The 21,296-nt window shown below is 37.1% G+C and carries 28 protein-coding genes, 1 riboswitch and 1 other annotated feature (1 of these 30 only partly in view); of the genes, 14 read left to right on the top strand and 14 right to left on the bottom strand.

Translation table 11 applies throughout. The annotated features are described in order from the left end of the window. Positions 1-24: 24 nt before the first annotated feature. The 7 genes from MOC86_RS20860 (at position 25) to ytkD (ending at position 3,973) form a co-directional block, all read left to right on the top strand. Entirely contained in the window at positions 25-498 is a 474-nt protein-coding gene (locus tag MOC86_RS20860) for an S-ribosylhomocysteine lyase (RefSeq protein WP_019391085.1), read from the top strand. 126 nt (positions 499-624) lie between these two features. Further along, positions 625-1,068: a Dps family protein gene (locus MOC86_RS20855; protein ID WP_061803994.1), complete on the top strand. Its 444-nt coding sequence runs from the start codon at positions 625-627 to the stop codon at positions 1,066-1,068. Positions 1,069-1,175: 107 nt separating this feature from the next. Beyond that, positions 1,176-1,331: a hypothetical protein gene (locus MOC86_RS20850; protein ID WP_268585911.1), complete on the top strand. Its 156-nt coding sequence runs from the start codon at positions 1,176-1,178 to the stop codon at positions 1,329-1,331. A gap of 85 nt (positions 1,332-1,416) precedes the next feature. Next, entirely contained in the window at positions 1,417-2,409 is a 993-nt protein-coding gene (locus tag MOC86_RS20845; protein WP_268585910.1) for an NADPH:quinone oxidoreductase family protein, read from the top strand. A 179-nt stretch (positions 2,410-2,588) separates the two neighbouring features. Continuing rightward, a complete protein-coding gene (locus tag MOC86_RS20840) occupies positions 2,589-2,984 on the top strand; it encodes a phage holin family protein (protein ID WP_268585909.1) in 396 nt (131 codons plus the stop codon). A 66-nt stretch (positions 2,985-3,050) separates the two neighbouring features. After that, on the top strand, positions 3,051-3,380 hold the full coding sequence (locus MOC86_RS20835) for a hypothetical protein (RefSeq protein ID WP_019391090.1): 330 nt from the start codon (positions 3,051-3,053) through the stop codon (positions 3,378-3,380). Positions 3,381-3,478: 98 nt separating this feature from the next. After that, a complete protein-coding gene (gene ytkD, locus MOC86_RS20830) occupies positions 3,479-3,973 on the top strand; it encodes an RNA deprotection pyrophosphohydrolase (protein WP_019391091.1) in 495 nt (164 codons plus the stop codon). Positions 3,974-3,989: 16 nt separating this feature from the next. Here the strand turns inward: ytkD and MOC86_RS20825 are convergent, their stop codons facing one another. Genes MOC86_RS20825 through MOC86_RS20815 form a run of 3 tightly spaced genes read right to left on the bottom strand, consistent with a single transcriptional unit; the run spans position 3,990 to position 6,550 of the window. Further along, positions 3,990-4,790: an ABC transporter permease gene (locus MOC86_RS20825; RefSeq protein ID WP_268585908.1), complete on the bottom strand. Its 801-nt coding sequence runs from the start codon at positions 4,788-4,790 to the stop codon at positions 3,990-3,992. Next, positions 4,780-5,547, bottom strand: a complete 768-nt coding sequence (locus MOC86_RS20820) for an ABC transporter ATP-binding protein (RefSeq protein ID WP_268585907.1) — start codon at positions 5,545-5,547, stop codon at positions 4,780-4,782. Before MOC86_RS20820 ends, MOC86_RS20825 begins: the two co-directional genes overlap by 11 nt. A gap of 10 nt (positions 5,548-5,557) precedes the next feature. Beyond that, positions 5,558-6,550: an ABC transporter substrate-binding protein gene (locus MOC86_RS20815; RefSeq protein ID WP_268585929.1), complete on the bottom strand. Its 993-nt coding sequence runs from the start codon at positions 6,548-6,550 to the stop codon at positions 5,558-5,560. Between the two features lie 113 nt (positions 6,551-6,663). On the opposite strand from MOC86_RS20815, the gene MOC86_RS20810 reads away from it, so the two are divergent. Then, the gene (locus tag MOC86_RS20810) at positions 6,664-7,464 is read left to right on the top strand and encodes an alpha/beta hydrolase family protein (protein ID WP_268585906.1); all 801 of its coding nucleotides are present in this window, start codon (positions 6,664-6,666) and stop codon (positions 7,462-7,464) included. Between the two features lie 35 nt (positions 7,465-7,499). Further along, positions 7,500-7,742, top strand: a complete 243-nt coding sequence (locus tag MOC86_RS20805; RefSeq protein WP_019391096.1) for a DUF2584 domain-containing protein — start codon at positions 7,500-7,502, stop codon at positions 7,740-7,742. A 32-nt stretch (positions 7,743-7,774) separates the two neighbouring features. Here MOC86_RS20805 and pckA read toward each other — a convergent pair whose 3' ends face one another. From pckA to MOC86_RS20785, 4 genes are all read right to left on the bottom strand, one after another. Next, positions 7,775-9,364: a phosphoenolpyruvate carboxykinase (ATP) gene (gene pckA, locus MOC86_RS20800; protein ID WP_268585905.1), complete on the bottom strand. Its 1,590-nt coding sequence runs from the start codon at positions 9,362-9,364 to the stop codon at positions 7,775-7,777. A gap of 200 nt (positions 9,365-9,564) precedes the next feature. Continuing rightward, the gene (locus MOC86_RS20795) at positions 9,565-9,774 is read right to left on the bottom strand and encodes a hypothetical protein (protein WP_268585904.1); all 210 of its coding nucleotides are present in this window, start codon (positions 9,772-9,774) and stop codon (positions 9,565-9,567) included. A 2-nt stretch (positions 9,775-9,776) separates the two neighbouring features. Next, positions 9,777-9,935: a YvrJ family protein gene (locus MOC86_RS20790; RefSeq protein ID WP_019391099.1), complete on the bottom strand. Its 159-nt coding sequence runs from the start codon at positions 9,933-9,935 to the stop codon at positions 9,777-9,779. Further along, entirely contained in the window at positions 9,932-10,474 is a 543-nt protein-coding gene (locus MOC86_RS20785; protein WP_268585903.1) for a sigma-70 family RNA polymerase sigma factor, read from the bottom strand. Before MOC86_RS20785 ends, MOC86_RS20790 begins: the two co-directional genes overlap by 4 nt. A 329-nt stretch (positions 10,475-10,803) precedes the next feature. Next, a riboswitch (SAM riboswitch) is annotated at positions 10,804-10,914 on the top strand. A gap of 141 nt (positions 10,915-11,055) precedes the next feature. Here MOC86_RS20785 and metK point away from each other — a divergent pair. Next, positions 11,056-12,258, top strand: a complete 1,203-nt coding sequence (metK, locus tag MOC86_RS20780) for a methionine adenosyltransferase (protein ID WP_243516939.1) — start codon at positions 11,056-11,058, stop codon at positions 12,256-12,258. Positions 12,259-12,297: 39 nt separating this feature from the next. On the opposite strand, the gene MOC86_RS20775 is transcribed toward metK, so the two are convergent. The 5 genes from MOC86_RS20775 to MOC86_RS20755 all read right to left on the bottom strand — a co-directional run bounded on the left by MOC86_RS20775 (position 12,298) and on the right by MOC86_RS20755 (position 16,830). Continuing rightward, the gene (locus MOC86_RS20775; RefSeq protein ID WP_268585902.1) at positions 12,298-13,626 is read right to left on the bottom strand and encodes an ABC transporter permease; all 1,329 of its coding nucleotides are present in this window, start codon (positions 13,624-13,626) and stop codon (positions 12,298-12,300) included. Then, a complete protein-coding gene (locus tag MOC86_RS20770; RefSeq protein ID WP_268585901.1) occupies positions 13,616-14,314 on the bottom strand; it encodes an ABC transporter ATP-binding protein in 699 nt (232 codons plus the stop codon). Before MOC86_RS20770 ends, MOC86_RS20775 begins: the two co-directional genes overlap by 11 nt. A 157-nt stretch (positions 14,315-14,471) precedes the next feature. Further along, positions 14,472-15,617 (bottom strand): glycosyltransferase family 4 protein, encoded by a 1,146-nt coding sequence (locus tag MOC86_RS20765; protein WP_268585900.1) that lies wholly within the window; start codon positions 15,615-15,617, stop codon positions 14,472-14,474. A gap of 28 nt (positions 15,618-15,645) precedes the next feature. Further along, positions 15,646-16,173 carry a phosphatase PAP2 family protein gene (locus tag MOC86_RS20760; RefSeq protein ID WP_268585899.1) on the bottom strand — a complete coding sequence of 176 codons (528 nt, stop codon included), beginning with the start codon at positions 16,171-16,173 and terminating at the stop codon, positions 15,646-15,648. 138 nt (positions 16,174-16,311) lie between these two features. Beyond that, the gene (locus MOC86_RS20755; RefSeq protein WP_268585898.1) at positions 16,312-16,830 is read right to left on the bottom strand and encodes a gamma carbonic anhydrase family protein; all 519 of its coding nucleotides are present in this window, start codon (positions 16,828-16,830) and stop codon (positions 16,312-16,314) included. A 107-nt stretch (positions 16,831-16,937) separates the two neighbouring features. On the opposite strand from MOC86_RS20755, the gene MOC86_RS20750 reads away from it, so the two are divergent. Continuing rightward, complete coding sequence (locus tag MOC86_RS20750) at positions 16,938-17,714, top strand: alpha/beta hydrolase (RefSeq protein ID WP_243516970.1); 777 nt, start codon at positions 16,938-16,940, stop codon at positions 17,712-17,714. Between the two features lie 39 nt (positions 17,715-17,753). After that, positions 17,754-18,824 carry a tetraprenyl-beta-curcumene synthase family protein gene (locus tag MOC86_RS20745; protein ID WP_268585897.1) on the top strand — a complete coding sequence of 357 codons (1,071 nt, stop codon included), beginning with the start codon at positions 17,754-17,756 and terminating at the stop codon, positions 18,822-18,824. Here the strand turns inward: MOC86_RS20745 and MOC86_RS20740 are convergent. Together MOC86_RS20740 and MOC86_RS20735 are read right to left on the bottom strand one after the other, a co-directional pair. Next, entirely contained in the window at positions 18,821-19,399 is a 579-nt protein-coding gene (locus tag MOC86_RS20740; protein ID WP_268585895.1) for a class I SAM-dependent methyltransferase, read from the bottom strand. The genes MOC86_RS20745 and MOC86_RS20740 overlap by 4 nt on opposite strands. Beyond that, entirely contained in the window at positions 19,399-20,361 is a 963-nt protein-coding gene (locus tag MOC86_RS20735; protein ID WP_268585894.1) for a TIGR01212 family radical SAM protein, read from the bottom strand. The genes MOC86_RS20740 and MOC86_RS20735 overlap by 1 nt, the downstream gene beginning before the upstream one ends. A 166-nt stretch (positions 20,362-20,527) precedes the next feature. Between MOC86_RS20735 and MOC86_RS20730 the strand changes: the two genes are divergently transcribed. Both MOC86_RS20730 and MOC86_RS20725 read left to right on the top strand, forming a co-directional pair. Further along, positions 20,528-20,791 (top strand): YtzC family protein, encoded by a 264-nt coding sequence (locus MOC86_RS20730; protein WP_019391111.1) that lies wholly within the window; start codon positions 20,528-20,530, stop codon positions 20,789-20,791. An 18-nt stretch (positions 20,792-20,809) separates the two neighbouring features. Next, complete coding sequence (locus tag MOC86_RS20725) at positions 20,810-20,989, top strand: hypothetical protein (protein ID WP_019391112.1); 180 nt, start codon at positions 20,810-20,812, stop codon at positions 20,987-20,989. Positions 20,990-21,155: 166 nt separating this feature from the next. After that, positions 21,156-21,296 (top strand) — a binding site (T-box leader) (it continues 75 nt past the right edge of the window).

Raw genomic sequence — 21,296 nt, 5'->3', positions numbered from 1 at the left:
ATACATTGAAAGGAGAGCTTTTTTATGCCTTCAGTTGAAAGTTTTGAACTTGATCATACAGCCGTGAAAGCTCCTTATGTTCGTCATTGTGGTGTTCATAAAGTAGGAACTGATGGATTAATTAATAAGTTTGATATCCGTTTTTGTCAACCGAATAAGCAAGCGATGAAGCCTGATACTATTCATACATTGGAACATCTTTTAGCATTTACAATCCGTAAATACGCAGAGAAACACGACCATTTTGATATCATTGATGTTTCTCCAATGGGTTGCCAAACAGGGTACTATTTAGTGGTAAGCGGCGAGCCAACTGTAAAAGAAATCATTACATTGTTAAGAGAAACATTTGAAGATGCTGTGAATATTACTGAAATCCCAGCTGCAAATGAAACACAATGCGGTCAAGCGAAACTTCACGATTTAGATGGAGCAAAACGTCTAATGAAGTTCTGGCTTGAACAAAATGATGAAGATTTAGAAAAAGTATTTGGTTAAGAAAAAAAGCGTCCTTTTTTAAAAAGGACGCTTTTTTTCCATAATTTTAAGTTTGAACATTGTGTAAAAGTGGGTACAACTATAATAGAGAAAATGTGTTAAAAAAAATAATTCGGAGGAATAACGATGTCAAACAATAAAGTTACAACAATTGTAAATAATCAAATCGCAAATTTCAGTGTCCTTTACATTAAGCTACATAATTATCACTGGTATGTAAAAGGAGAAAACTTCTTTACCCTACATGAAAAGTTTGAAGAGCTTTACAACGAGACAGCTACAAATATTGATGACTTAGCAGAGCGTTTATTAGCTCTTGAAGTAAAACCTGTTGCAACAATGAAAGAATATCTTGAAATGTCTTCTATCAAAGAAGCAGAAAAGAATGAAAGTGCAAAAGACATGGTAGCAAACCTTGTAGCAGACTTCAATACATTAACAAAAGAGTTGAAAGAAGGTATGGATGCTGCTGCAGAAGCTGACGATGAAACAACAGGAGATATGCTCCTTGCTATGCATAAAAGCTTTGAAAAACATAAATGGATGTTAAATTCGTTCTTAGGACGATAAGAAAAAGCGGAGAATATCTTCGCTTTTTTGCTTCTAGCAAGTTTTTGAAACAGTTTCTCTCTTTGCTCCGTATATCTTTTTAAACAAAGAAAGGAGACGGTGCAGAAGTGAAGCTGAAAAAGAAAAAGCAGAACAGGAGAAAGAAGGAAGTAGCAGAGACAGCCTTTGACGTTTTGCTTGAAGTACCTGAACTTCTTTATTACGCTCCTCGCTTACTTTGGATGGGCTGCAAAACAGTTTTAAAAGTAATTTCAGAAGCGTGAAGGCAGAGAGTGTAGCAGATATTTGTTACACTCTCTGTTTTCATTTAATATAAATTGTATGGGAATATAAGAAAGGAGAATTTTTATGAAAGAGACTTTTAAAGCATTAGTTATTCGTGAACAAGGTGAAGAGGTTTCACGGAACATTGAGCATCTATCTCTGTCAGACTTACCAGAAGGAGATGTTGTTGTAAAAGTTGCTTACTCTGGTGTGAACTATAAAGATGGACTAGCAAGTATTAAGAATGGAAAAATTGTCTCTTCTTATCCCTTTATCCCTGGAATTGATCTTGCAGGAGAAGTTGTTTCCTCAAAAGATGAGCGCTTTAAAGAAGGTGACAAAGTAATTGCAACAAGCTACGAAATTGGGGTTTCTCATTTTGGTGGTTATAGTGAATATGCACGCCTTCGTGGAGATTGGATTGTACCATTACCAGAAGGTTTAACATTAAAAGAAGCAATGATTTTAGGGACAGCAGGATTTACAGCTGCTCTATCTGTTCAACGGTTAGAAGAAAACGGTCTTCAAGAAGAAAACGGTGATGTTCTTGTGACAGGAGCAACAGGTGGAGTTGGTAGCGTTGCTATCGCAATGCTTTCTAAGCGGGGCTATACCGTTGTAGCAAGCAGCGGGAAAGAATCACAGCACGAGTATTTGAAAAGTATTGGGGCGTCTGAGATTATCTCGCGTGAGGATGTTTACAATGGCAAAATAAAAGCGCTTGATAAACAAAAGTTTGCAGGAGCCGTAGATCCTGTTGGTGGTGAAGTGCTAGCGTCAATTCTTAGTCAAATCTCTTATAACGGTTCTGTTGCCGTAAGTGGGTTAACGGGTGGAGGCCAAGTTCCAACATCTGTTTATCCATTCATACTGCGTGGGGTAAACCTCCTTGGCATTGATTCTGTTTATTGTCCAATGGAGCGTAGACAAAAACTTTGGGAGCGAATGGGAGGAGATTTAAAACCCCAAGACTTCTCAAAGCTTGTGAACAAAGAGATTTCCTTGGAAGAACTTCCAAATGCTCTAGACAACATTTTACAAGCAAAATCAACGGGTAGAGTTATTGTGAAAATGTAATGAAAAGCAAACAGGCCTTATGCTTGTTTGCTTTTTTATATGATATATGCCTCCTTTTCCCTCTTTTTTTACACGTTATCTTCATTTCTTTAAATTCCCACGCACTTTGGTAGTTTGTACATATAATAATACTGTGAATTAACTATTTCCTATCATAGGAGTTTGGGAGGAGGGAAACTGTGTTTAAACAGTCTTTCTTGCTCGGCATTGCTAGCATCGGATCTTTTACTGGACTGCTGTTCGGTGGGTGGGATTATTTACTAACTATTCTTTTGGCATGCGTTATTCTCGATTATATAACTGGCTTGCTATCAGCTATTGTGCACAAGAAATTCAATAGCCGTATCGGTTATAGAGGAATTGCTCAAAAGATTTTAATTTTTATTTTAGTTGCTGTAGCAAACTTTATGGATGTTCTACTCTGGGATGAGAATTTCATCCGCAATACAACAATCCTATTTTATACGCTTAACGAAATCATTTCTATCACTGATAACGCAAAAAGAGTAGGACTACCTGTACCACAAATTATTATCAATGCAATTCAAGCCTTACAAAACCGATTTAAAAAATAAAATGAATATTTTTCTCCTTTTTGTGGGATAAGAACACTATTATCTCTACAAAGAGGAGAGAATTCTATGATAAACGAGCGACAAACCTATTACGTTACATTAGCAACAGGGGAAATTTCACAAATTAGTACTGCGTCAGATTGGAACTATACGATTTATGCCAATAATGAGGAAATAGAAGAACTAAGAGAGATCTTTAATGAAAACAGAGCAACAGATTGGGGTAACTACTTCAGAGCCCATGTTCCATACTTAGAATATCATCATGATAAAGGAAATGACATTTATGATCGCCATATTTGTGCTATATATGATAAATTGTATGAGCTTGGAGATGAGAATGCCAAAGCCCATATTGAACAAATCCTGCCGTTGCTGAACAGAAATAAAGAGTGATTTCAATAATTGCTCTTTTTTTGTCGGGAAAAAAGAACGTATTGAAAACTTCTATGCTACAATAGAAATCATAATAATGAGCGATGGAGTAATGTCATATGTACACGTTTAAAGATAGCTACCAGAATCAAGTTTTTTTGTCTTTTAATAAACATGCTTTTTCTAAAAATCCGAAACATGTCTGGGTTGTGTGTCGTTTTGAAGGCCAATGGCTCTTAACAGATCATTCAACACGTGGAATGGAGTTTCCAGGTGGAAAAGTAGAGCAAGGAGAGACACCTGCAGAAGCTGCTAGACGAGAGGTAATGGAGGAAACAGGTGGAGTTGTTACAGATTTACACTATTTAGGGCAGTATAAAGTATGTAGCCGCCAACGAATTATTATCAAAAACATTTACTTTGCTTCTATTCCAGAGATTAAAAAAAGAGATGATTACCTAGAAACTAAAGGACCTGTTTTAGTAAGAGAATTACCAAAAGATATTAAAAATCATGAAGAATACAGTTTTATTATGAAAGATGACGTTCTTCAGCACGTGTTAACTGAAATGCGACGTCAGGGAATATTACCTCAAAAAGGAACATCTTCGTAAGAGATGTTCCTTTTTATTATTTCAGCAATTTTTTTTCAAGAATAGCAACGCCTTGATACATAAGCGTAGCTAAAATGGCAATAAGCAAGAGGCTTAGAAGCACAAGGGTAAAATTAAACACTTGGAATCCATAAATAATCATATAACCGAGCCCTTGACTTGAAACGAGGAATTCCCCGACAATAACGCCTACCCAAGATAATCCAACATTCACTTTAAAAGTAGAAATGATAGCTGGAAAAGAGCTTGGTAGGATGGCTTCTTTAAAACATTGAAGTCGTGAGGCATTGAAAATACGAAGGACTTTTACATAGTTAGGATCCACTTCTTTAAATGATGTATAAATAACAATGGTAGTAATAATCACAGAAATGAGAGCCCCCATAATTAGAATGGAGGAAAAGTTTGGTCCAATCGCAACAATCAGAATCGGCCCGAGCGCTACTTTAGGCATCGCATTTAATACAACAAGATAAGGATCAAGAATTTTAGCAAGCTTTGGTGACCACCAAAGAAGCGATGCAAGTAAAATCCCAGCAAGCGTCCCAATTAAAAACCCGAGCAGTGTTTCAAAAAGAGTGACGCTTGTATGCTGCAACAGAGAGCCATCTATCAGCTTTTCAATAAAAAGCTCGCTCACTTTAACAGGGGAACTGAAAATAAGCGGATCTAAAATTTTTGTTCGCGAACCAACTTCCCATAGAATAAAAAAAGAAACGAGGATAAGAAGTTGAAAAAGACGAACATAAACTTTTTCTCTTTTTAAGGTACGCAAATACTGTTCATGAAGGAAGGCTGTATTTTTATTATTGTTCAAGATGTTCAAACTCCTTCCAAATGCGTTGAAATAAGGCATTATATTCTTCATGTTGACGTGCTTCAAGCGGTGATAAGCTCCGTAAACTTTGAGGAACGATAAATGTTTTAGAAAGTCTCCCCGGGTTTCTTGAAAGAAGAAAAATACGGTCACTCATTGCAATGGCTTCACCAATATCGTGTGTAACAAGAACGGCGGTTTTATTGAAATTCTTTAACGTTTCCCCAACAAGATCTTCAAGCTTTAATTTGGTTTGAAAATCTAACGCTGAAAAAGGTTCATCAAGCAATAAAAGCTGTGGATTCGTAATGAGTGTACGAACGAGTGAAACACGCTGCCTCATCCCACCTGAAAGCTCGCTCGGATAGAGGGATTCTACATTTGGCAGTCCAACAGTTTCTAAGAGAGCTGTCGCCTTTTCCTCCCATTCTGCTGACGTTTGCTTTTTGATTTTAGGCCCAAGAAGGACATTTTCTTTTATCGTTTTCCAATTAAACAAATAATCTTGTTGAAGCATATAGCCAATTAAGTCTTTCCGGTCTTTCATTTTTTGATCTTGGATAAATATGCTCCCTTCTGTTGGAGAAAGGAGCCCAGAAATGATAGAAAGAAGCGTTGTTTTCCCACAGCCACTCGGTCCTAAAAGAGAAATAAATTCGCCTTCTTCAAGAGTGAATGAAATGTTCTCAAGAACAGAAGTAGCTTGCTTTTTTGAGAAGTACGTATGACTTATGTTTTGAACATCAAGAAATGTCATTTTTTATCGCCTACTCTTCCATAGCCTTTTTGGCTATCTTCGTGTTCACAAGTTTTGTATAATCCACATTTTTAGGTAGTTCGCCTGCTTCTTTCATAATTTCCTCAAGCTGATTCCACTCTGCTTTGTTTAGCAAAGGATCTTTTGCATAGGAATCTTGTGACTTGTAACGATCAACAACAGTTTCAATTGTTTCTAAGGACGTATCTTCAAACTGAGGAGCAATCTCTTTTGCTACTTCCTCTGCACTGTGCTCATCAACCCATTTTTGCGCTTTATAAAGAGCACGTGTGAATTTCTCCATCGTTTCTTCATTTTCAGTAAGGTAGCTTTCTTTCGCCATAAAAGAAGTGTAAGGAACTTTGCCTGATTCGGTTCCAAATGAGGCAACAATATGGCCTTTTCCTTGTTGCTCAAAAATACTTGCCGTTGGTTCAAAAAGCTGGACATAATCACCTGTTCCTGATGCAAAGGCATTCGCAACGTTTGCAAAATCAATATTTTGGATAAGCTCTAAATCTTGTTTAGGATCAATATTATGCTGCTTTAATACATACTCACCAACCATTTGTGGCATGCCACCTTTACGCTGACCGAGAAATGTAGAACCTTTAAGCTGTTCCCATGAGAAGTTCTCTATTTTTCCTCTTGCTACTAAAAAAGTTCCATCATTTTCTGTTAACTGTGCAAAGTTAACGACAGGATCATCTGCTCCTTGAGATTGCACATAAATGGATGTTTCAGAACCAACGAGAGCAACATCAATGCCGTCTGATAGTAAAGACGTCATTGTTTTGTCTCCGCCCCACGTTGTTTTTAATTCAACATCTAATCCTTCTTCTTCAAAAAAACCTTTGGAAACAGCGACATACTGTGGAGCGTAAAAGATAGAATGCGTTACTTCTCCAACTCTGACCGTTTTTTTCGTTTCTTGACTACATCCAAACAAACTTAAGCAAACTAAGAGAAGAGCTATAGATAAATAAACTTTACCTTTTTTCATCATGAAAGAGTAAACCTCCTTTAAAAAGACTTCTTTTGTCTATATTGATAAAATATGAGGAGGAGACAATATGTGTGAATGCCTAGAAAAATTATTTTAAAGGATGATGTTTTTTGCTAAATGGAACGGTAGTTAGTAAGCAGCGATTTCCATCACCAAACCCGCATGTACTCCTTCATGTTGTGGAATATATGGTGGATGGACTTCGTGTTAAAGGACTTTTAGCAGAGCCTGTAGCTAACGGAAGATACGATGGTTTTTTATATTTAAGAGGAGGCATTAAAAGCGTTGGTATGGTTCGAGTTGGTCGAATTGTTCAATTTGCTTCAGAAGGATTTGTTGTAATGGCCCCTTTTTATAGAGGAAACCAAGGGGGAGAAGGAAATGAAGATTTTGCAGGAGAAGATCGTTATGACGCGCTGAGTGCCTTAGGAGTGCTTGAGCAACATTCAAAAGTAGACAAGGATAACATTCACGTTTTTGGGTTTTCAAGAGGAGGAGTAATGGCTCTTTTGGTTGCTGAATTATCCGATACCGTTCGCTCTCTTGTATTATGGGGAGGCGTAACAGACATGGTGCTCACCTACAATGAGCGAAAAGACTTGCGTAGAATGATGAAGCGCGTTATTGGAGGAAGTCCAAATAAGGTACCAGAAGCTTACAAGTGGCGTACCCCTCTTTATGAAGTGGATCAAATTTCTTGTCCTGTACTCCTTATACATGGAGTACAGGATGAAAATGTCTCAGTACAACATGCTTACAAATTAGAAGAAGAACTCAAAAAGCTAAATCATACATATGAAGCATGGTACTTTGAGGGGTTTACACATTACTTTCCACCACGTGAAAATCGCCGAATTGTTCATTCACTTACAAGCTGGATGAAGAAGCATTCAAGCCTTTCACAGGTTTGATAATTTGATATAATAAAAAAAAAGAGGTGATTTTTATGGGTATGCCAATGGAGCTAAACACGATGATTGTAACAAAAGGCAACGAAGAAAGAGTAGGGGAGAACGAGTTTGCACTTGAAAAAAGTGGATACCGTCTTTACCCACTTGATATTCCAATTGACATCCGTACGACTAAAGAAGGCGAAAGTCGAGGACGAGCAATCATAAAGAAAATAGAATGGTCCAAAGAAACGACTTTTTTAACATATGAGTTCATTTCCTTGAATTCTACAAACTAAAAGAGCGAGCGCTGTTGCGCTCGCTCTTTCGATTAAACGATTGGTCCACCAAGTTTTTCAATCTCAGAATTGTTTGTTGAGAATTTTTTGAAATTCTCTTTGAATTGATATGCAAGCGTTGTTGCCGCATTTTTATATTCCTCAGGGTTTTTCCACGTTTTGAAAGGCTGCAGAACTTCATCTGGCACTCCAGGAACATGCATTGGCATATGAAGCCCAAAAATACCGTCTTGAACTGTTTCTACATTAGCAAGTTCACCTTCAAGTGCTGCTTGCACCATTGCGCGTGTGTAAGCTAGGTTCATACGTTGGCCAACGCCATAAACGCCGCCAGTCCATCCTGTGTTTACAAGGTAAACGTCCACACCGTGTTCTACTATTTTCTTTCCAAGCATCTCAGCATATACAGTAGCAGGAAGAGGAAGGAATGGAGAGCCAAAGCACGTAGAGAATGTGGCTTCAGGTGCTGTGACACCTCGTTCTGTTCCTGCTAGTTTACTAGTGTATCCGCTTAAGAAATGATACATAGCTTGTTCTTTTGTTAGTTTGCTAATTGGAGGTAGCGTACCTGTTGCATCTGCTGTAAGAAAGATGATTGTTGAAGGGTGACCTGCAACACTTGGTTTTATAATATTATCAATAGACTCAAGCGGATAAGCTGCTCTTGTATTTTCTGTTAGTGCGTTATCGTTATAGTCTGGAGTTTTTGTTTTTGGATCTACAAAAACATTCTCAAGCACTGCTCCAAAACGGATAGCATCAAAGATTTGAGGCTCTTTTTCTTTTGTTAAACCAATACATTTAGCATAGCATCCACCTTCAATATTAAAGACGCCAGAATTTGACCATCCGTGCTCGTCATCTCCAATAAGGCGGCGGTTTTCATCTGCAGAAAGGGTTGTCTTTCCTGTTCCAGATAAACCAAAGAAAAGGGAAACATCACCTTCACTGCCAACGTTCGCTGAACAATGCATTGATAAAATATCTTGCTCAGGAAGAAGGAAGTTCATAACAGAGAAGATGGACTTTTTCATTTCCCCAGCATATTCTGTTCCCCCAATTAAGATAATGCGTTTTTCAAAAGAAATAATAATGAATGTTTCAGAGTTTGTTCCATCTATAGCCGGATCTGCTTTGAAGTCAGGTGCTGATACAATTGTAAACTCAGGCTTATGAGTCTTTAAATCCGCATCTTTGTCAGGACGGATAAATAGCTGACGCGCAAATAGATTGTGCCATGCATATTCATTAATAACACGAAGAGGAAGTTGGTATTTCTCGTCTGCCCCTGCAAAACCATCAAATACAAAAAGTTCATCTTTTTTCTTTAAATGATTTACAACTTTCTCATATAAACGAGAAAACATATCAGGAGCAATTGGTTGGTTTACCTGCCCCCAATTGATTTTTTTTTCGACAGAAGCATCACGTACAACAAATTTGTCAAGAGGAGAACGCCCTGTGTACTTTCCTGTTGCAACACTGACGGCTCCTGTTTCTGTTAATATACCTTCTTTACGATCTAAAATACGTTCAACAAGAGAAGGTGTTGCAAGGTTATGTTGAACAGACGGAAGCGTTAATAGTTCAGTTAATTTTGTTGACATATCGACAGTACTCATAAGCAATATCATCCTTTTTTCATAACGTTTTTATTTTAACTTAAAAAGAGTATAACACATTTATTTAAATAGTCTATACTAATTTATGAAAAAAGTGCATCACTTTACTGATATTATATTAGATAAATAAATTTGTAATAAGGGTTGAGTGTTATATTGTTTCTATAATTTAAAAGTGTTATACAATTTAAATTTGAATTTTATTCTTTTTCGTTAGATGACACAAATTCAAAGAAACTAGGGATATTGTGTAAAAAAGGAGTTTGCATTTTCTCAAGCATTTTGAGTTTTAATTCTTGTTCTAAATCTTCTTGATAAACGGGATGGGCTTCTTTTACAAGGCTTGCAATCTTAGGTTGAAGCAGATTGAGAACAGCTATTTTATATTGTTTCTTAGTTTGTTCGTTCAAAATTATCCTTCCTTTCTACCTTGCAGAAGTGCACGAAGTTGGGATACTTCGCGTTCTAAATTTTCCATGCGCTTCTCAAAACGGGATAACAAGTAGAAGGTCATTGCTATCGGAAATCCTGCATGCTGGATAAGAGAGACAATACTTATACTTTCCATCATATTCTAGACCTCCTCAGTTTTCTCAGGGCATTTTTTTTCGTTTTTGAGATGGCTTGGGGAGAGACAGCGAGCTTTTGAGCAATTTCAACGTTTGTTAAACAAACATAAAAATGTAGATAGAGAACGGTTTTTTCGCGTTTTGTAAGCATTTTGACACAGTGATAAGTGTATTCGTTTGTAATACATTCCTCTATATGTTCCTCATGCTGATGATAATAATTAAAAAAACTGTCATCCTTGATCATATTTATTCTAGGCTCTCTGTTATTTTCAAACACTGGTTTATCCAATACAAAAGAGTGAGTATATTCATATTTTTGAATCTTCTTCTTAAAAGCGATAGCTTCTGAAGAAAGAAATCGAGAAAAGTATGCGACAAGTCGAACTTCCTCATAAAAACATTTAAAAGCTTGATCAAGCTCTTTTTTTGTTTGCTTGCTTGGATTTTGCTGGTAGTTCTCAAACTTTCTTTGGTGAGAAGGTGAAGAGAAAAAATGCTTTAATAAGGAGTTATTAGGCAAAGAATGAAAAGGTTTCATAAAAAATCCTCCTAACCGGAACGTATGTTCTTTTTTAGGGTAAAAAAATATGCTGGTAGAAAATCTGCCTATAGTAAAGTAAAGAGGAAAGTTCTAGTGAAAAAACAACCATCTTTTTTAAAAGTTTACCTTATTATAGCTATCTGAAACAGAGTCTTTCTTCCTTACTCTCTGTGATAGATAGGAGGAGAGTAAGGATATCCTAGACTAGAGAAAAAAGAGTTTTCTCTCTTAAATGAAACGGATAACGTATTAAGGAAAAGGAAGTTCCTAAAACGTATTGACACTTTTCCCTTTTGTACGTTAAGATAAGTCATTGAACGGATACTCTCTTATCCCGAGATGGTGGAGGGACATGGCCCTATGAAACCCAGCAACCGTCATCAATTAAAGATGAAAAGGTGCTAACCTGACGCAAGGGAAACCTTGATCGATAAGAGCGAAAGGCAAACTTTGACGTTAAACCTTTCCTCGAGCTAGGAAAGGTTTTTTTATATGTGTGTAAGAGGGAACTTTATTTACAATAATAAGGGAATGAGTACCGTATCATAGATTTGCTACCTTTAGAAGGAGGAACAAAGATGTCAGTTAAACGTCGTTTATTTACTTCTGAGTCTGTGACAGAAGGCCACCCAGATAAAATTTGTGACCAAATTTCGGACTCAATCCTTGATGCTATTTTAGAAAATGACCCTAATGCTCGTGTTGCTTGTGAAACATCTGTAACAACTGGTTTAGTATTAGTAGCGGGGGAAATTACAACTTCTACTTATGTAGATATCCCGAAAATTGTTCGTGAAACAATTAAAGGAATTGGTTACACTCGTGCAAAATATGGTTTTGATGCTGAAACTTGTGCTGTATTAACATCTATTGATGAGCAATCTGCTGATATCGCTCAAGGTGTTGACCAAGCTCTTGAAGCTCGTGAAGGATCAATGTCTGAAGAAGAAATTGAAGCAATTGGAGCAGGAGATCAAGGTCTTATGTTCGGATTTGCTTGTAATGAAACAAAAGAGCTTATGCCTCTTCCAATTTCATTATCACACCGTTTAGCTCGTCGCTTAGCAGAAGTACGTAAAGAAGAAATTCTTCCTTACCTTCGTCCAGATGCTAAAACACAAGTAACAGTTGAATATGATGAAAATGATAAACCTGTTCGTATTGATACAATTGTTATTTCAACACAGCATCATCCAGAAATTACGCTTGAGCAAATTCAACGTAATGTAAAAGAATATGTTATTAACCCAGTTGTACCAGCAGAGCTTATTGATGAAGACACAAAATATTTCATCAACCCAACAGGTCGTTTTGTAATTGGTGGCCCTCAAGGTGATGCAGGTTTAACTGGACGTAAAATCATTGTTGATACGTACGGTGGATATGCTCGTCACGGTGGTGGAGCTTTCTCTGGTAAAGATCCAACAAAAGTGGACCGCTCAGCAGCATATGCAGCTCGTTATGTAGCAAAGAACATTGTTGCTGCAGGTTTAGCTGACAAATGTGAAGTGCAGCTTGCATACGCAATTGGTGTTGCACAACCTGTATCAATTTCAATTGATACGTTCAAAACAGGAAAAGTATCTGAAGAAGTACTTGTTGACGTTGTTCGCAACAACTTTGATCTTCGCCCAGCGGGAATTATCAACATGTTGAACCTACGTCGTCCAATCTATAAGCAAACTGCTGCTTATGGACACTTTGGTCGTACTGATGTTGAACTACCATGGGAATTAACGGATAAAGCTGAAGCTCTTCGTACTCAAGCCCTTGAAAAATAATCAAAAAAAGCTTGTCACTAATTCAGTGACAAGCTTTTTTTATATCTCTCTTCTCAAAGCAGAGAGGACATTTGTTTTTGTTGCTTTACGAGCGGGTCTTAATCCTGAAAGAACCGCAACGCCAGCGCTAATAACTACGGCGATAATAATGAGTGAAAGCGGAATATAAGAATAAGTGACATGGAACGAATCATCCGCTCCTTCACTTAATACAGAAGTAAGAATCATTGGTAGAATAGCATTTGCCCCAAAGCTTACAATGTAGGACACAATAATCCCAATAATAGATCCTAACACTCCAATAAAAGCACTTTCCATTAAAAAGATTTTTTGAATAACTTTTGGTTGTGCACCAATCGCTTTCATAATCCCAATTTCTTGAGTTCGTTCTGTGACAGCCATTGTCATTGTATTAAAGATACCGATAGCTGAAATAATTACAGCGATAGTTCCAACAAATACTAGTCCAATTTTGAAAGCTGTAAAAAACTTGTTAATATTATCAAGCTGCTGTGTAACAGAATCTGCTTGATAACCTTTATCTAAAAGCGCTTGTGTTAATTGCTCTACATGCTCAAATTCATCTGTAAAAACAGCTAAGTCTGTTGGAAAGCTCTCCTCTTCAACTCCGAGAACATTTGAGAAATCACTTAAAAATGAACTGCTTATAAAGATGTTAGAATCAACAACCCAATCCTTTGGGTTTTCTTTCGCAATGCCTACAATTTTGAAAGTATAAGATTTCTCCTCCTTTACTTTCCCAGTCTCTTCGTCTGTATTAGACACCTTTAGAGTAATGTTTTTATTTAAGACATTTCCTTGAAACCCTTTAGGTTGTGTTAGATCATAATTTACATTTTGTTCAGACCTTTTTAGTTCTTGTTCAAACTTTTCCTGCTCTTTCTTAGACCAAAGCTGGCTTGCAAAGTTATAGCCAACAACAACTTCATGTGACGAAGTTGGCATCCGTCCTTTTGAAAGACTCATTCCTGCGTTTGTTTCTTGTTTCATATTCGTAAAAATGAGAGAAGAGTTCTCACTAGATCGTTCATCAAGCATTGTTTGAATAGGTTCGTTAACTGTTGTACGTTCAACAATAGCTTTGACATTTTCGTTGTCTTTTAAGTCTTTTTTTAAGTCACCACTTAAATTTTTTGTATTCTTGTCACTACCGTAAATAGGAATCTTTGTAACAATCTGCTGTGAGAGTATTTCGTCTATAACTGTCTTTTGCATTCCAAAACCAATTGAAGCAAGAACAACAAGAAATGCACACGACATAGCTGTTGCAAGAACGGTCATAAAGACACGGAGTCGGTTTTTCTTCATATTTCGTTTGATAAAACTAACTTGATCTTTAAAATTCATTTATTACACCTTCTTTACGTAGTACACCATCGTGTAAATGAAGCTTATGATGTGCAATAGAGGATACTTCTTCATCATGAGTAATCATGACAAATGTAATTCCGTATTGTTTATTTAACGTTTGAATGAAAGAAAGAATAACTCTCTCAGTCTCTGAATCTAAGCTTCCTGTTGGTTCATCTGCGAGAATAATAGAAGGGTTCAAAACAAGGGCCCTTGCGATACTGACACGCTGCTGCTGTCCGCCTGAAAGCTCATTAGGATAATGGTTACGGTGGTTCTCTAATCCAACTGTTTGTAGAATTTCTAAAACCTTTTGTTTTCGTTCAGACTTGCGCATACCTTTTAAAGTAAGTGGCAGTTCAACATTTTCATATGTAGTAAGGCTAGGGATAAGTTGAAAGTTTTGAAAGATGAACCCAAAATGCTCAAGACGAAACTGAGCCCATTCTTTTTCATTGAAGTTTGTGACCGTTTGATTATTGATTTCAATGGTTCCTTCTGTTGGGGCAATGTAGCCAGAAATTAAGTTAAGAAGCGTTGATTTACCAGAGCCACTTTTTCCAACAATACAGGTAATTTCACCTTTAGGAATGTCCATAGAAACATCTTTTAGGACAGGAACAGTCTCTTCTGTTCCTTTTTTGCCGATTTTAAAAGAATGAGAAATGTTTTTTATGCTAATCATGCTTTTTCCTCTCTTTCATTTTATAAAATAAAATTGTTATATGTGTATTAACATAAGTAGTACAGTTAATACTGTATGTTGAAGAAGAGAGAAAGTCAATACTTTTTTCAGCAGAAAATATAAAAAGAGATCCTCGTTGATAACGAGGATCTCTTTTTTAAGCAAGCTTACTGGTGGTAGAAGCAACTGAAATTGTTTCTTCATACTGAGTAAGAAGGTTGGTGAAAATCTGATCCCATGTTTGGGTAAGGGCGTAATGACGAGCTTCATTTCCCATTTGCAGTCGATCATGATGCCTTGTTAAAAGATAGGTCACTGCTTTAATAAACTCATCAGGGTTATTAGGGTCACATAAAAAACCTGTTTTTCTATCTTTCACAATCGATTTTACTCCTCCTGCATTTGCTGCAACTGTTGGAATTCCTGAAGCCGCAGCTTCAAGAACAACATTTCCAAACGTTTCAGTTGTAGAAGGGAAAAAAAACAAATCAGAGGCTGCGTACAAAGGTGCAATTTCTTTACTTTTTAGAAATCCTGTGAAAGACATATTTCTGGGAGCCTTTTGTTCAAGCTGTTTTTTCATTGGTCCATCTCCAATAATGAGCCAATGGATCTTATCTCGCAGCTTGGAAGGAAGTGCCTGAGCTACATTCATTAGAAGTTCTAAATTTTTTTCAGGAGCAAGCCGCCCAACATATGTAATAACGTAGGGTTCTTTAATATGGTAAGCATCCCGAACATTTTTTTTATGGTAGTGAGGATGAAAAAGGCGATGATCAACACCACGAGACCAAATGGAAAGATTAGAAAAACCATGTCGCATAAGCGTTTCTTTTGTATCTTGAGAAGGCACAAAAATAGTTTTCATTGAGCGGTGAAACCATCGCATATACTTCCAGACAAGAGGAGAAAGAAATTCTAAATCATAATAAGAAAGATATTGATCAAAATCAGTATGATAAGAACCAACGAGAGGAACGTTGAATTTTTTAGCATAGTGAATTCCACAAAGTCCTACATTGAAGGGAGTTGCTACATGAATAATATCTGGTTTGAAAGATTGAAGCTGTTGCCGGATTTTGAGCATGTTGGGAAGGGCGAGCCGACATTGTGGATAAAGAAAAAACGGTAAGCTCATAAATCGATGAACATTGAGCGAATATGGCTTTTCTCCCGTACTATCAGGAGCAAAAAGCTGAAATGAAATATGTTCATTACGCAAATGCTCCGTGAGTCTTTTCAATGTTTTCGCAACCCCATTAACATCAGGTGTAAAGGTATCTGTGAAGATGGCAATTTTCATTTCAATCCCTCCAATGAAAAATCATGATCTACAGAAAAAAAGAAAAACATCCATAGCCAAATGAACTGCCAATAAGCATACCAGCTGCAACATCGCTTGGGTAATGAAGACCAAGATAAATTCTTGAGAGTGCGACGCTTAATGAAAGTGGAAGAAGCAAAAGAGAAAGAGCAGAAAATGAAATAATAAAAGGTGTTGAGATAGCAAAGATAGCTGTCGTATGACCAGATGGAAAAGAATGATCACACAAAGGATTCTGTAAAACATAGCTGTTTATAATTTGAAGATAAGGTCGTTTTCGTGGATAAAGTTTTTTTAAGAGAGCAACTGGAATATGACTTAAAGCTAGCGCTAAAGCACTCGCTAAACTTGCTTCCTTCAATGTTTCAAAAGGCAAGAAAAGAAGTAATAGACAAACGCTGATGGAGACAGCTGCTCCTCCTAGATGTGTAATAAAACGAAAATACCCGTTCAACCATTTGCGATGAAATTGGTTGTTAAGTGAACGGAATAAAAAGCATTCAAATATATAGGCTCTTTTTAGCCATCTTTCCATTTCGTTTTTCATCTCCTTTTTACAGCCTTTACTTCTATTGTAGAAAGAAATTTTAGAGTTAGTGCTAAGAATTTGTAAAATTATCGTGTAGCTTTTCTTTACAAAAAAACACACCGTGTGAGCGGTGTGTAAATTCTGTTATTCAAGAGGAGAAAGCTGCTTATAATATTGTCCTTTTTCTACATAGCCTGTACGAATGCGTTCCATTTCTTTTAGGTCTTCTTCTGTTAACGTTCGAATAACTTTAGCTGGCCGTCCAAAAGCAAGAGAATTTGGGGGGATTTTTTTACCAGGAGGAACAAGACTTCCTGCACCAATAAAAGCTCCTTCGCCGATTTCTGCTCCATCTAAAATTGTGGACCCCATTCCAACTAATGCTTTTTTACGAATGATTGAGCTATGTAAAATAACGGCATGACCAACTGTTACATCATCTTCAATTATAAGAGGATGATTGGGGCTCTGATGAAGTGTTGATTGATCTTGGATGTTCACTCGACGACCAATAATTGTTGGAGCAACATCACCGCGGATAACGGTATTAAACCAAATGCTGCTTTCATCTCCAATTTCAACATCTCCTGTAATTGTTACATAGTCAGCAATGAAAGCGGTATCTGAAATACGTGGTTCTTTCCCTTTGTAAGCGTACAACATTTATTATCCCTCCATGTTATCAGTTGCAAAAAAACAAAGAATCTTCTAATGTAAGTGTACAAACTTTTTTTGCATCGGTAAATATAAAAAGAAGGGAAGTACATAATATGTGGACATGGGAAGTAGAGAACGCAAAGGGAGTCATGGTCATCATCCATGGAGCAGGAGAGCATCACGGACGCTATGAATGGCTGAGAGAAAGATGGAATGAAGAAGGTTTTCACGTTATCATGGGAGATCTCCCAGGCCAAGGAGTGACTACGAGAAGAAGAGGACATATTCGCTCTTTTAATGAGTATATTGAAGCAATTGAAGAGTGGGTTGAAGAAGCGCAAACATACGACTTACCCATTTTTCTACTAGGACACAGTATGGGAGCATTGACGGCTATACGAGCGCTTCAGCTTCGCAGTTTGCCTGTATGGGGAGTTATTTTATCATCACCAGCCTTAGGATTAAAAGAACAACCACCAGCCTTTAAAGATGTCCTGTCAAAAGGTTTAAATAAGCTCATGCCTGGTAAACTTGTTCAGTCTCCACTTGTGATTGAAAATGTCACAAGAAATCAGCGTCTTTGGAGAGAACATAAAGAAGATAAGCTGTATGTGAAAAAAGTGTCTGTACGCTGGTATCGTCAGTTTGTGGAAGCGATGAATTTAGCTTTTAAAGATATGGATAAATTTCCAGATGTGCCGTTATTAATTCTTCAAGCTGGGGAAGATAAGGTTATTGAGAAATTTATTGTAAGACAATGGTTTGATGATATGAGTTTAAGTGAAAAGATTTATAAGGAATGGACAGGACTTTATCATGAAGTATTCAATGAGCCTGAACAGGACCAAGTGTTTGCTTATGCGAAAAGCTTTGTTCATTTACATGTATAACGGGAAAAATAGAGCCGTAACAATCTCGAGGTGAGCAATGTGGAGATACCAAAACACCCTTTTATGTTAATGAGAAAAGTCTATAAAGAAGTAATGCCGATTGTTCATGAAGAATTGTTGAAGTGGAAGAAAAAAGCCAGCAATATTCCAAATGAAGAACTTCGAACGCAAGCGTTAGCAAGCATAAATGATAAAACCTTTCACTGTGAAGGTGGATCAATTATGGGGTTGCTTGCATGTGGAGAATTTAAAAAAGCAATCCGTTTTATTGTTGCTTACCAAACGATCAGTGACTACCTTGATAACTTGTGTGATCGAAGTACTTCGCTTGATCCGCTTGACTTTGCGGCTCTTCATGAATCAATGCCGCATGCTCTCACACCACATGCGACACTCGGAGAATATTATCGTTATCGAGAGGATCAAAATGATGGGGGGTATTTGCACGCTCTTGTTCAAACATGTCAGGAAGTGCTAGCAAGTATTGAACATTATCCACTCATTAAAAGCCATTTATTAGAGCTTTGCCGCTATTATTGTGATTTGCAAATACATAAACATGTAAGAGAAGAGGAGCGCGTTCACCGCCTAGAAACGTGGTTTCACGAGCATCAGGAGAAATTCCCAAACATGACTTGGTATGAATTTTCGGCCTGTGCAGGTTCAACCCTTGGCATTTTTTGTCTTGTTTCTTATAGTTTTCAACGTGATTTCACTAAACAGCAAGCAATACAAATTATGTCAGGGTATTTCCCTTATATTCAAGGACTTCACATTTTATTAGACTATTTTATTGATCAAGAAGAAGATGAAGAAGAGGGAGATTTGAACTTTTGTTTTTATTATCCAGAACAAGAGGAAATGATGAAACGCTTTTACCATTTTGTGAGTGAAGCAGACAAAAAAATTAAAGGTCTTCCACATGAGCATTTTCACCATTTTATTAATAGAGGTCTTCTTGGATTGTATCTTTCAGATCGAAAAGTAAAAAAACAGCGAAATGTTCATAAGCAGGCTAAGAAGATTATTAAGCTTGGAGGAAAGATAAGTCGATTTTTTTATTGGAATGGGCGTTTATACCGCATGCTACAAAAAAGTACTCCACATTAAGGAGTACTTTTTTCAATGGCAATAATAAATGGAGGATTGTTTTTTTGATTTAAAAACTCGTATTTCAATACGCGTGCATTTTTTTGGTCTAGTGTTGCTACATACTGCATAAGGGCATCTCGTTCCACTGCTCCTTCTTCATGACCATGATAGACAACGAGAACAATAATTCCTCCCTTTTTCAACCATTGTAGAAGACCTTTCACAGCTTCGATAGTTGTGTCAGGGGTTGTGACAATCTTTTTGTCTCCACCGGGTAAATAGCCAAGATTGAATATGGCACTGCTTAGCTTTCCTTTTAATTCAAGAGGGATGTGTTGGTGGAAATGATGATGACCATCATGAATAAGCGTGACATTTTCGGTTTTTTTTGCCTCGTTCAAGCGATTATACGTTTCATCAATTGCATTTTGTTGGATATCAAAGCTATAAATGTGCCCTTTCTCGCCAACAAGATTTGCTAGGAAAAGAGTGTCATGACCGTTTCCTGCTGTTGCGTCAACAGCAAAATCTCCGTTCTCTGTTACTTTTTCAAGAAGCGTTTTGGAGAAAGTTAATACGCGTTCAATATTCATTACACTCTTACTTCCTTTCGTTCAAAAAGTCGTCCTTGGTAGCTATTTCGTTTTTTTAATTCATCATCGATTGCATTTAAAACACTCCACTTATCAACGCTCCACATTGGACCAATCATAAGGTTAATTGGCCCATCTCCTGTTAAACGGTGAACAACCATTTCAGGGGGAAGCACTTCAAGTTGGTCACAGACAAGGTTGATGTAATCATCAAAAGCTAAAAATTCAAGCTGTCCTTTTTCATATTGTTTGACCATTGGTGTTTTCTTTAAAAGGTGAAGAAGATGGATCTTAATTCCTTGGACATCTAATTTTGCCACCTCATGAGCTGTTTTCATCATCATGTCATAATCTTCAAGAGGCAGACCATTAATAATATGGGAACAAACGCGAATACCCCGCGCTCGTAGTTTATTAACTCCTTCAACGTAACATTCATAGTCATGAGCTCTATTAATTAAGAGAGCTGTACGTTCATGAACAGTTTGAAGACCAAGTTCAACCCACAGGTATGTTCTTTCATTTAGTTCTGCTAAATAATCAACAACATCATCTGGAAGACAATCAGGACGTGTTCCAATGGAAAGTCCTACAACACCTTCAAGGTTTAGAACTGTTTCATATTTTTCTTTTAGTTCGGCAAGTGGTGCATGCGTATTTGTGAAGGCTTGGAAGTAAGCCATATACTTTCCGTTTTTCCACTTGTTGTGCATTTTACTTTTAATATCATTAAATTGGGTAATTAAATCTTCAGCTCGGTTTCCAGCAAAATCACCTGAGCCAGCTGCACTACAAAATGTACAGCCTCCATGAGCAACAGTTCCGTCTCTATTCGGACAGTCAAAACCCCCGTCAAGAGCTACTTTAAACACCTTGTGTCCAAAAGTGTTTCGTAAATGATAATTCCATGTATGGTAGCGTTTATGATCGCTTGCAAACAGAAATGGATTAGTTTCTTTCATTCGGAGAATTTCTCCTTCCTTTTTTCATCATAAATCATAGACCATTTTAACAGAATGACTCCTTTTCTCCAATAAGAGGTGTTAAAGGAGAAGCTACATAAAAGAGAGGGAAGTCGTAAAAAATAACGTTGATATGTTATAAGTTAATGAAAATGGAGGGATTAATATGGCAACACGTCAATCTATTGACAATCTTCTTCAACAGTGCGAAGACTCACTTCGCTATGCAAAAGGTCAGCTTAGTGAAGGAATGAAACAAGAACATTACAATGCAACAGAGTATACGAAAGCGCAGGAAATGCTTGAGCAGTCTTACATGAACCTAGAAGAAATGGCACACAGTGCAAACGATCAGCAGCGTGAGCAGCTTTACCGTATGCGTCTACAAATTCAGCAGCTTCAAAATGAAATGATCTTAACAGATTATTAAGAATAAGGAGAGTTTCTGATGAAAAAACGTTCAAAGAAAAATAACCCTGAACAAAAAACACGTAATGGCTTCAACAGCAACGATATGGAAGTTGGAAAAGATTTCGATCCTGTTAAAGAATCAAAAAAACGTTACGAAGAGAGTGGCGGTCAGCCGGTTAAATCAAAACCTTCTAAGGAAAATGAAGGGAAATTGTAATACCAGCAAAGAGAGCGGAAAAAAATCCGCTCTTTCTTCTTTTTTTAGCCATATAGGCGGAATTTTTCGTTTATAATGACTTTTAGCAGGCGATAATAGGAAAAAGCGCTTTTTCATTGCTTGCAGTTTTATTCTAGATTATTTACAATACATAGTAACGAACATTATATTTGCTTTGATAAGGAGTAGTAGGAAACATGAGTCTTTAAGAGAGCTGACGGTTGGTGTGAGTCAGTAGAGGCATGTTTGTGAACTCGCCTTTGAGCTATAAATGTGAACGAAAGCAGTAGCATTTGTCGTTAGTCCA

This window comes from Priestia endophytica, from assembly GCF_026790145.1.
Taxonomy (GTDB): domain Bacteria; phylum Bacillota; class Bacilli; order Bacillales; family Bacillaceae_H; genus Bacillus_I; species Bacillus_I endophytica_A.
This window is presented reverse-complemented; position numbering and strand designations above follow the sequence as displayed.

Bases quoted from the DNA above. Each gene is read 5' to 3' on its own strand.
- MOC86_RS20760 (WP_268585899.1), bottom strand. From the start codon at position 16,173: ATGGAAAGATGGCTAAAAAGAGCCTATATATTTGAATGCTTTTTATTC.
- MOC86_RS20835 (WP_019391090.1), top strand. From the start codon at position 3,051: ATGATAAACGAGCGACAAACCTATTACGTTACATTAGCAACAGGGGAA.
- MOC86_RS20815 (WP_268585929.1), bottom strand. From the start codon at position 6,550: ATGAAAAAAGGTAAAGTTTATTTATCTATAGCTCTTCTCTTAGTTTGC.
- MOC86_RS20820 (WP_268585907.1), bottom strand. From the start codon at position 5,547: ATGACATTTCTTGATGTTCAAAACATAAGTCATACGTACTTCTCAAAA.
- pckA (WP_268585905.1), bottom strand. From the start codon at position 9,364: ATGAGTACTGTCGATATGTCAACAAAATTAACTGAACTATTAACGCTT.
- MOC86_RS20770 (WP_268585901.1), bottom strand. From the start codon at position 14,314: ATGATTAGCATAAAAAACATTTCTCATTCTTTTAAAATCGGCAAAAAA.
- MOC86_RS20860 (WP_019391085.1), top strand. From the start codon at position 25: ATGCCTTCAGTTGAAAGTTTTGAACTTGATCATACAGCCGTGAAAGCT.
- MOC86_RS20730 (WP_019391111.1), top strand. From the start codon at position 20,528: ATGGCAACACGTCAATCTATTGACAATCTTCTTCAACAGTGCGAAGAC.
- MOC86_RS20755 (WP_268585898.1), bottom strand. From the start codon at position 16,830: ATGTTGTACGCTTACAAAGGGAAAGAACCACGTATTTCAGATACCGCT.
- MOC86_RS20805 (WP_019391096.1), top strand. From the start codon at position 7,500: ATGGGTATGCCAATGGAGCTAAACACGATGATTGTAACAAAAGGCAAC.
- MOC86_RS20790 (WP_019391099.1), bottom strand. From the start codon at position 9,935: ATGATGGAAAGTATAAGTATTGTCTCTCTTATCCAGCATGCAGGATTT.
- ytkD (WP_019391091.1), top strand. From the start codon at position 3,479: ATGTACACGTTTAAAGATAGCTACCAGAATCAAGTTTTTTTGTCTTTT.
- MOC86_RS20775 (WP_268585902.1), bottom strand. From the start codon at position 13,626: ATGAATTTTAAAGATCAAGTTAGTTTTATCAAACGAAATATGAAGAAA.
- MOC86_RS20845 (WP_268585910.1), top strand. From the start codon at position 1,417: ATGAAAGAGACTTTTAAAGCATTAGTTATTCGTGAACAAGGTGAAGAG.
- MOC86_RS20740 (WP_268585895.1), bottom strand. From the start codon at position 19,399: ATGAATATTGAACGCGTATTAACTTTCTCCAAAACGCTTCTTGAAAAA.
- MOC86_RS20725 (WP_019391112.1), top strand. From the start codon at position 20,810: ATGAAAAAACGTTCAAAGAAAAATAACCCTGAACAAAAAACACGTAAT.
- metK (WP_243516939.1), top strand. From the start codon at position 11,056: ATGTCAGTTAAACGTCGTTTATTTACTTCTGAGTCTGTGACAGAAGGC.
- MOC86_RS20855 (WP_061803994.1), top strand. From the start codon at position 625: ATGTCAAACAATAAAGTTACAACAATTGTAAATAATCAAATCGCAAAT.
- MOC86_RS20735 (WP_268585894.1), bottom strand. From the start codon at position 20,361: ATGAAAGAAACTAATCCATTTCTGTTTGCAAGCGATCATAAACGCTAC.
- MOC86_RS20765 (WP_268585900.1), bottom strand. From the start codon at position 15,617: ATGAAAATTGCCATCTTCACAGATACCTTTACACCTGATGTTAATGGG.
- MOC86_RS20750 (WP_243516970.1), top strand. From the start codon at position 16,938: ATGTGGACATGGGAAGTAGAGAACGCAAAGGGAGTCATGGTCATCATC.
- MOC86_RS20785 (WP_268585903.1), bottom strand. From the start codon at position 10,474: ATGAAACCTTTTCATTCTTTGCCTAATAACTCCTTATTAAAGCATTTT.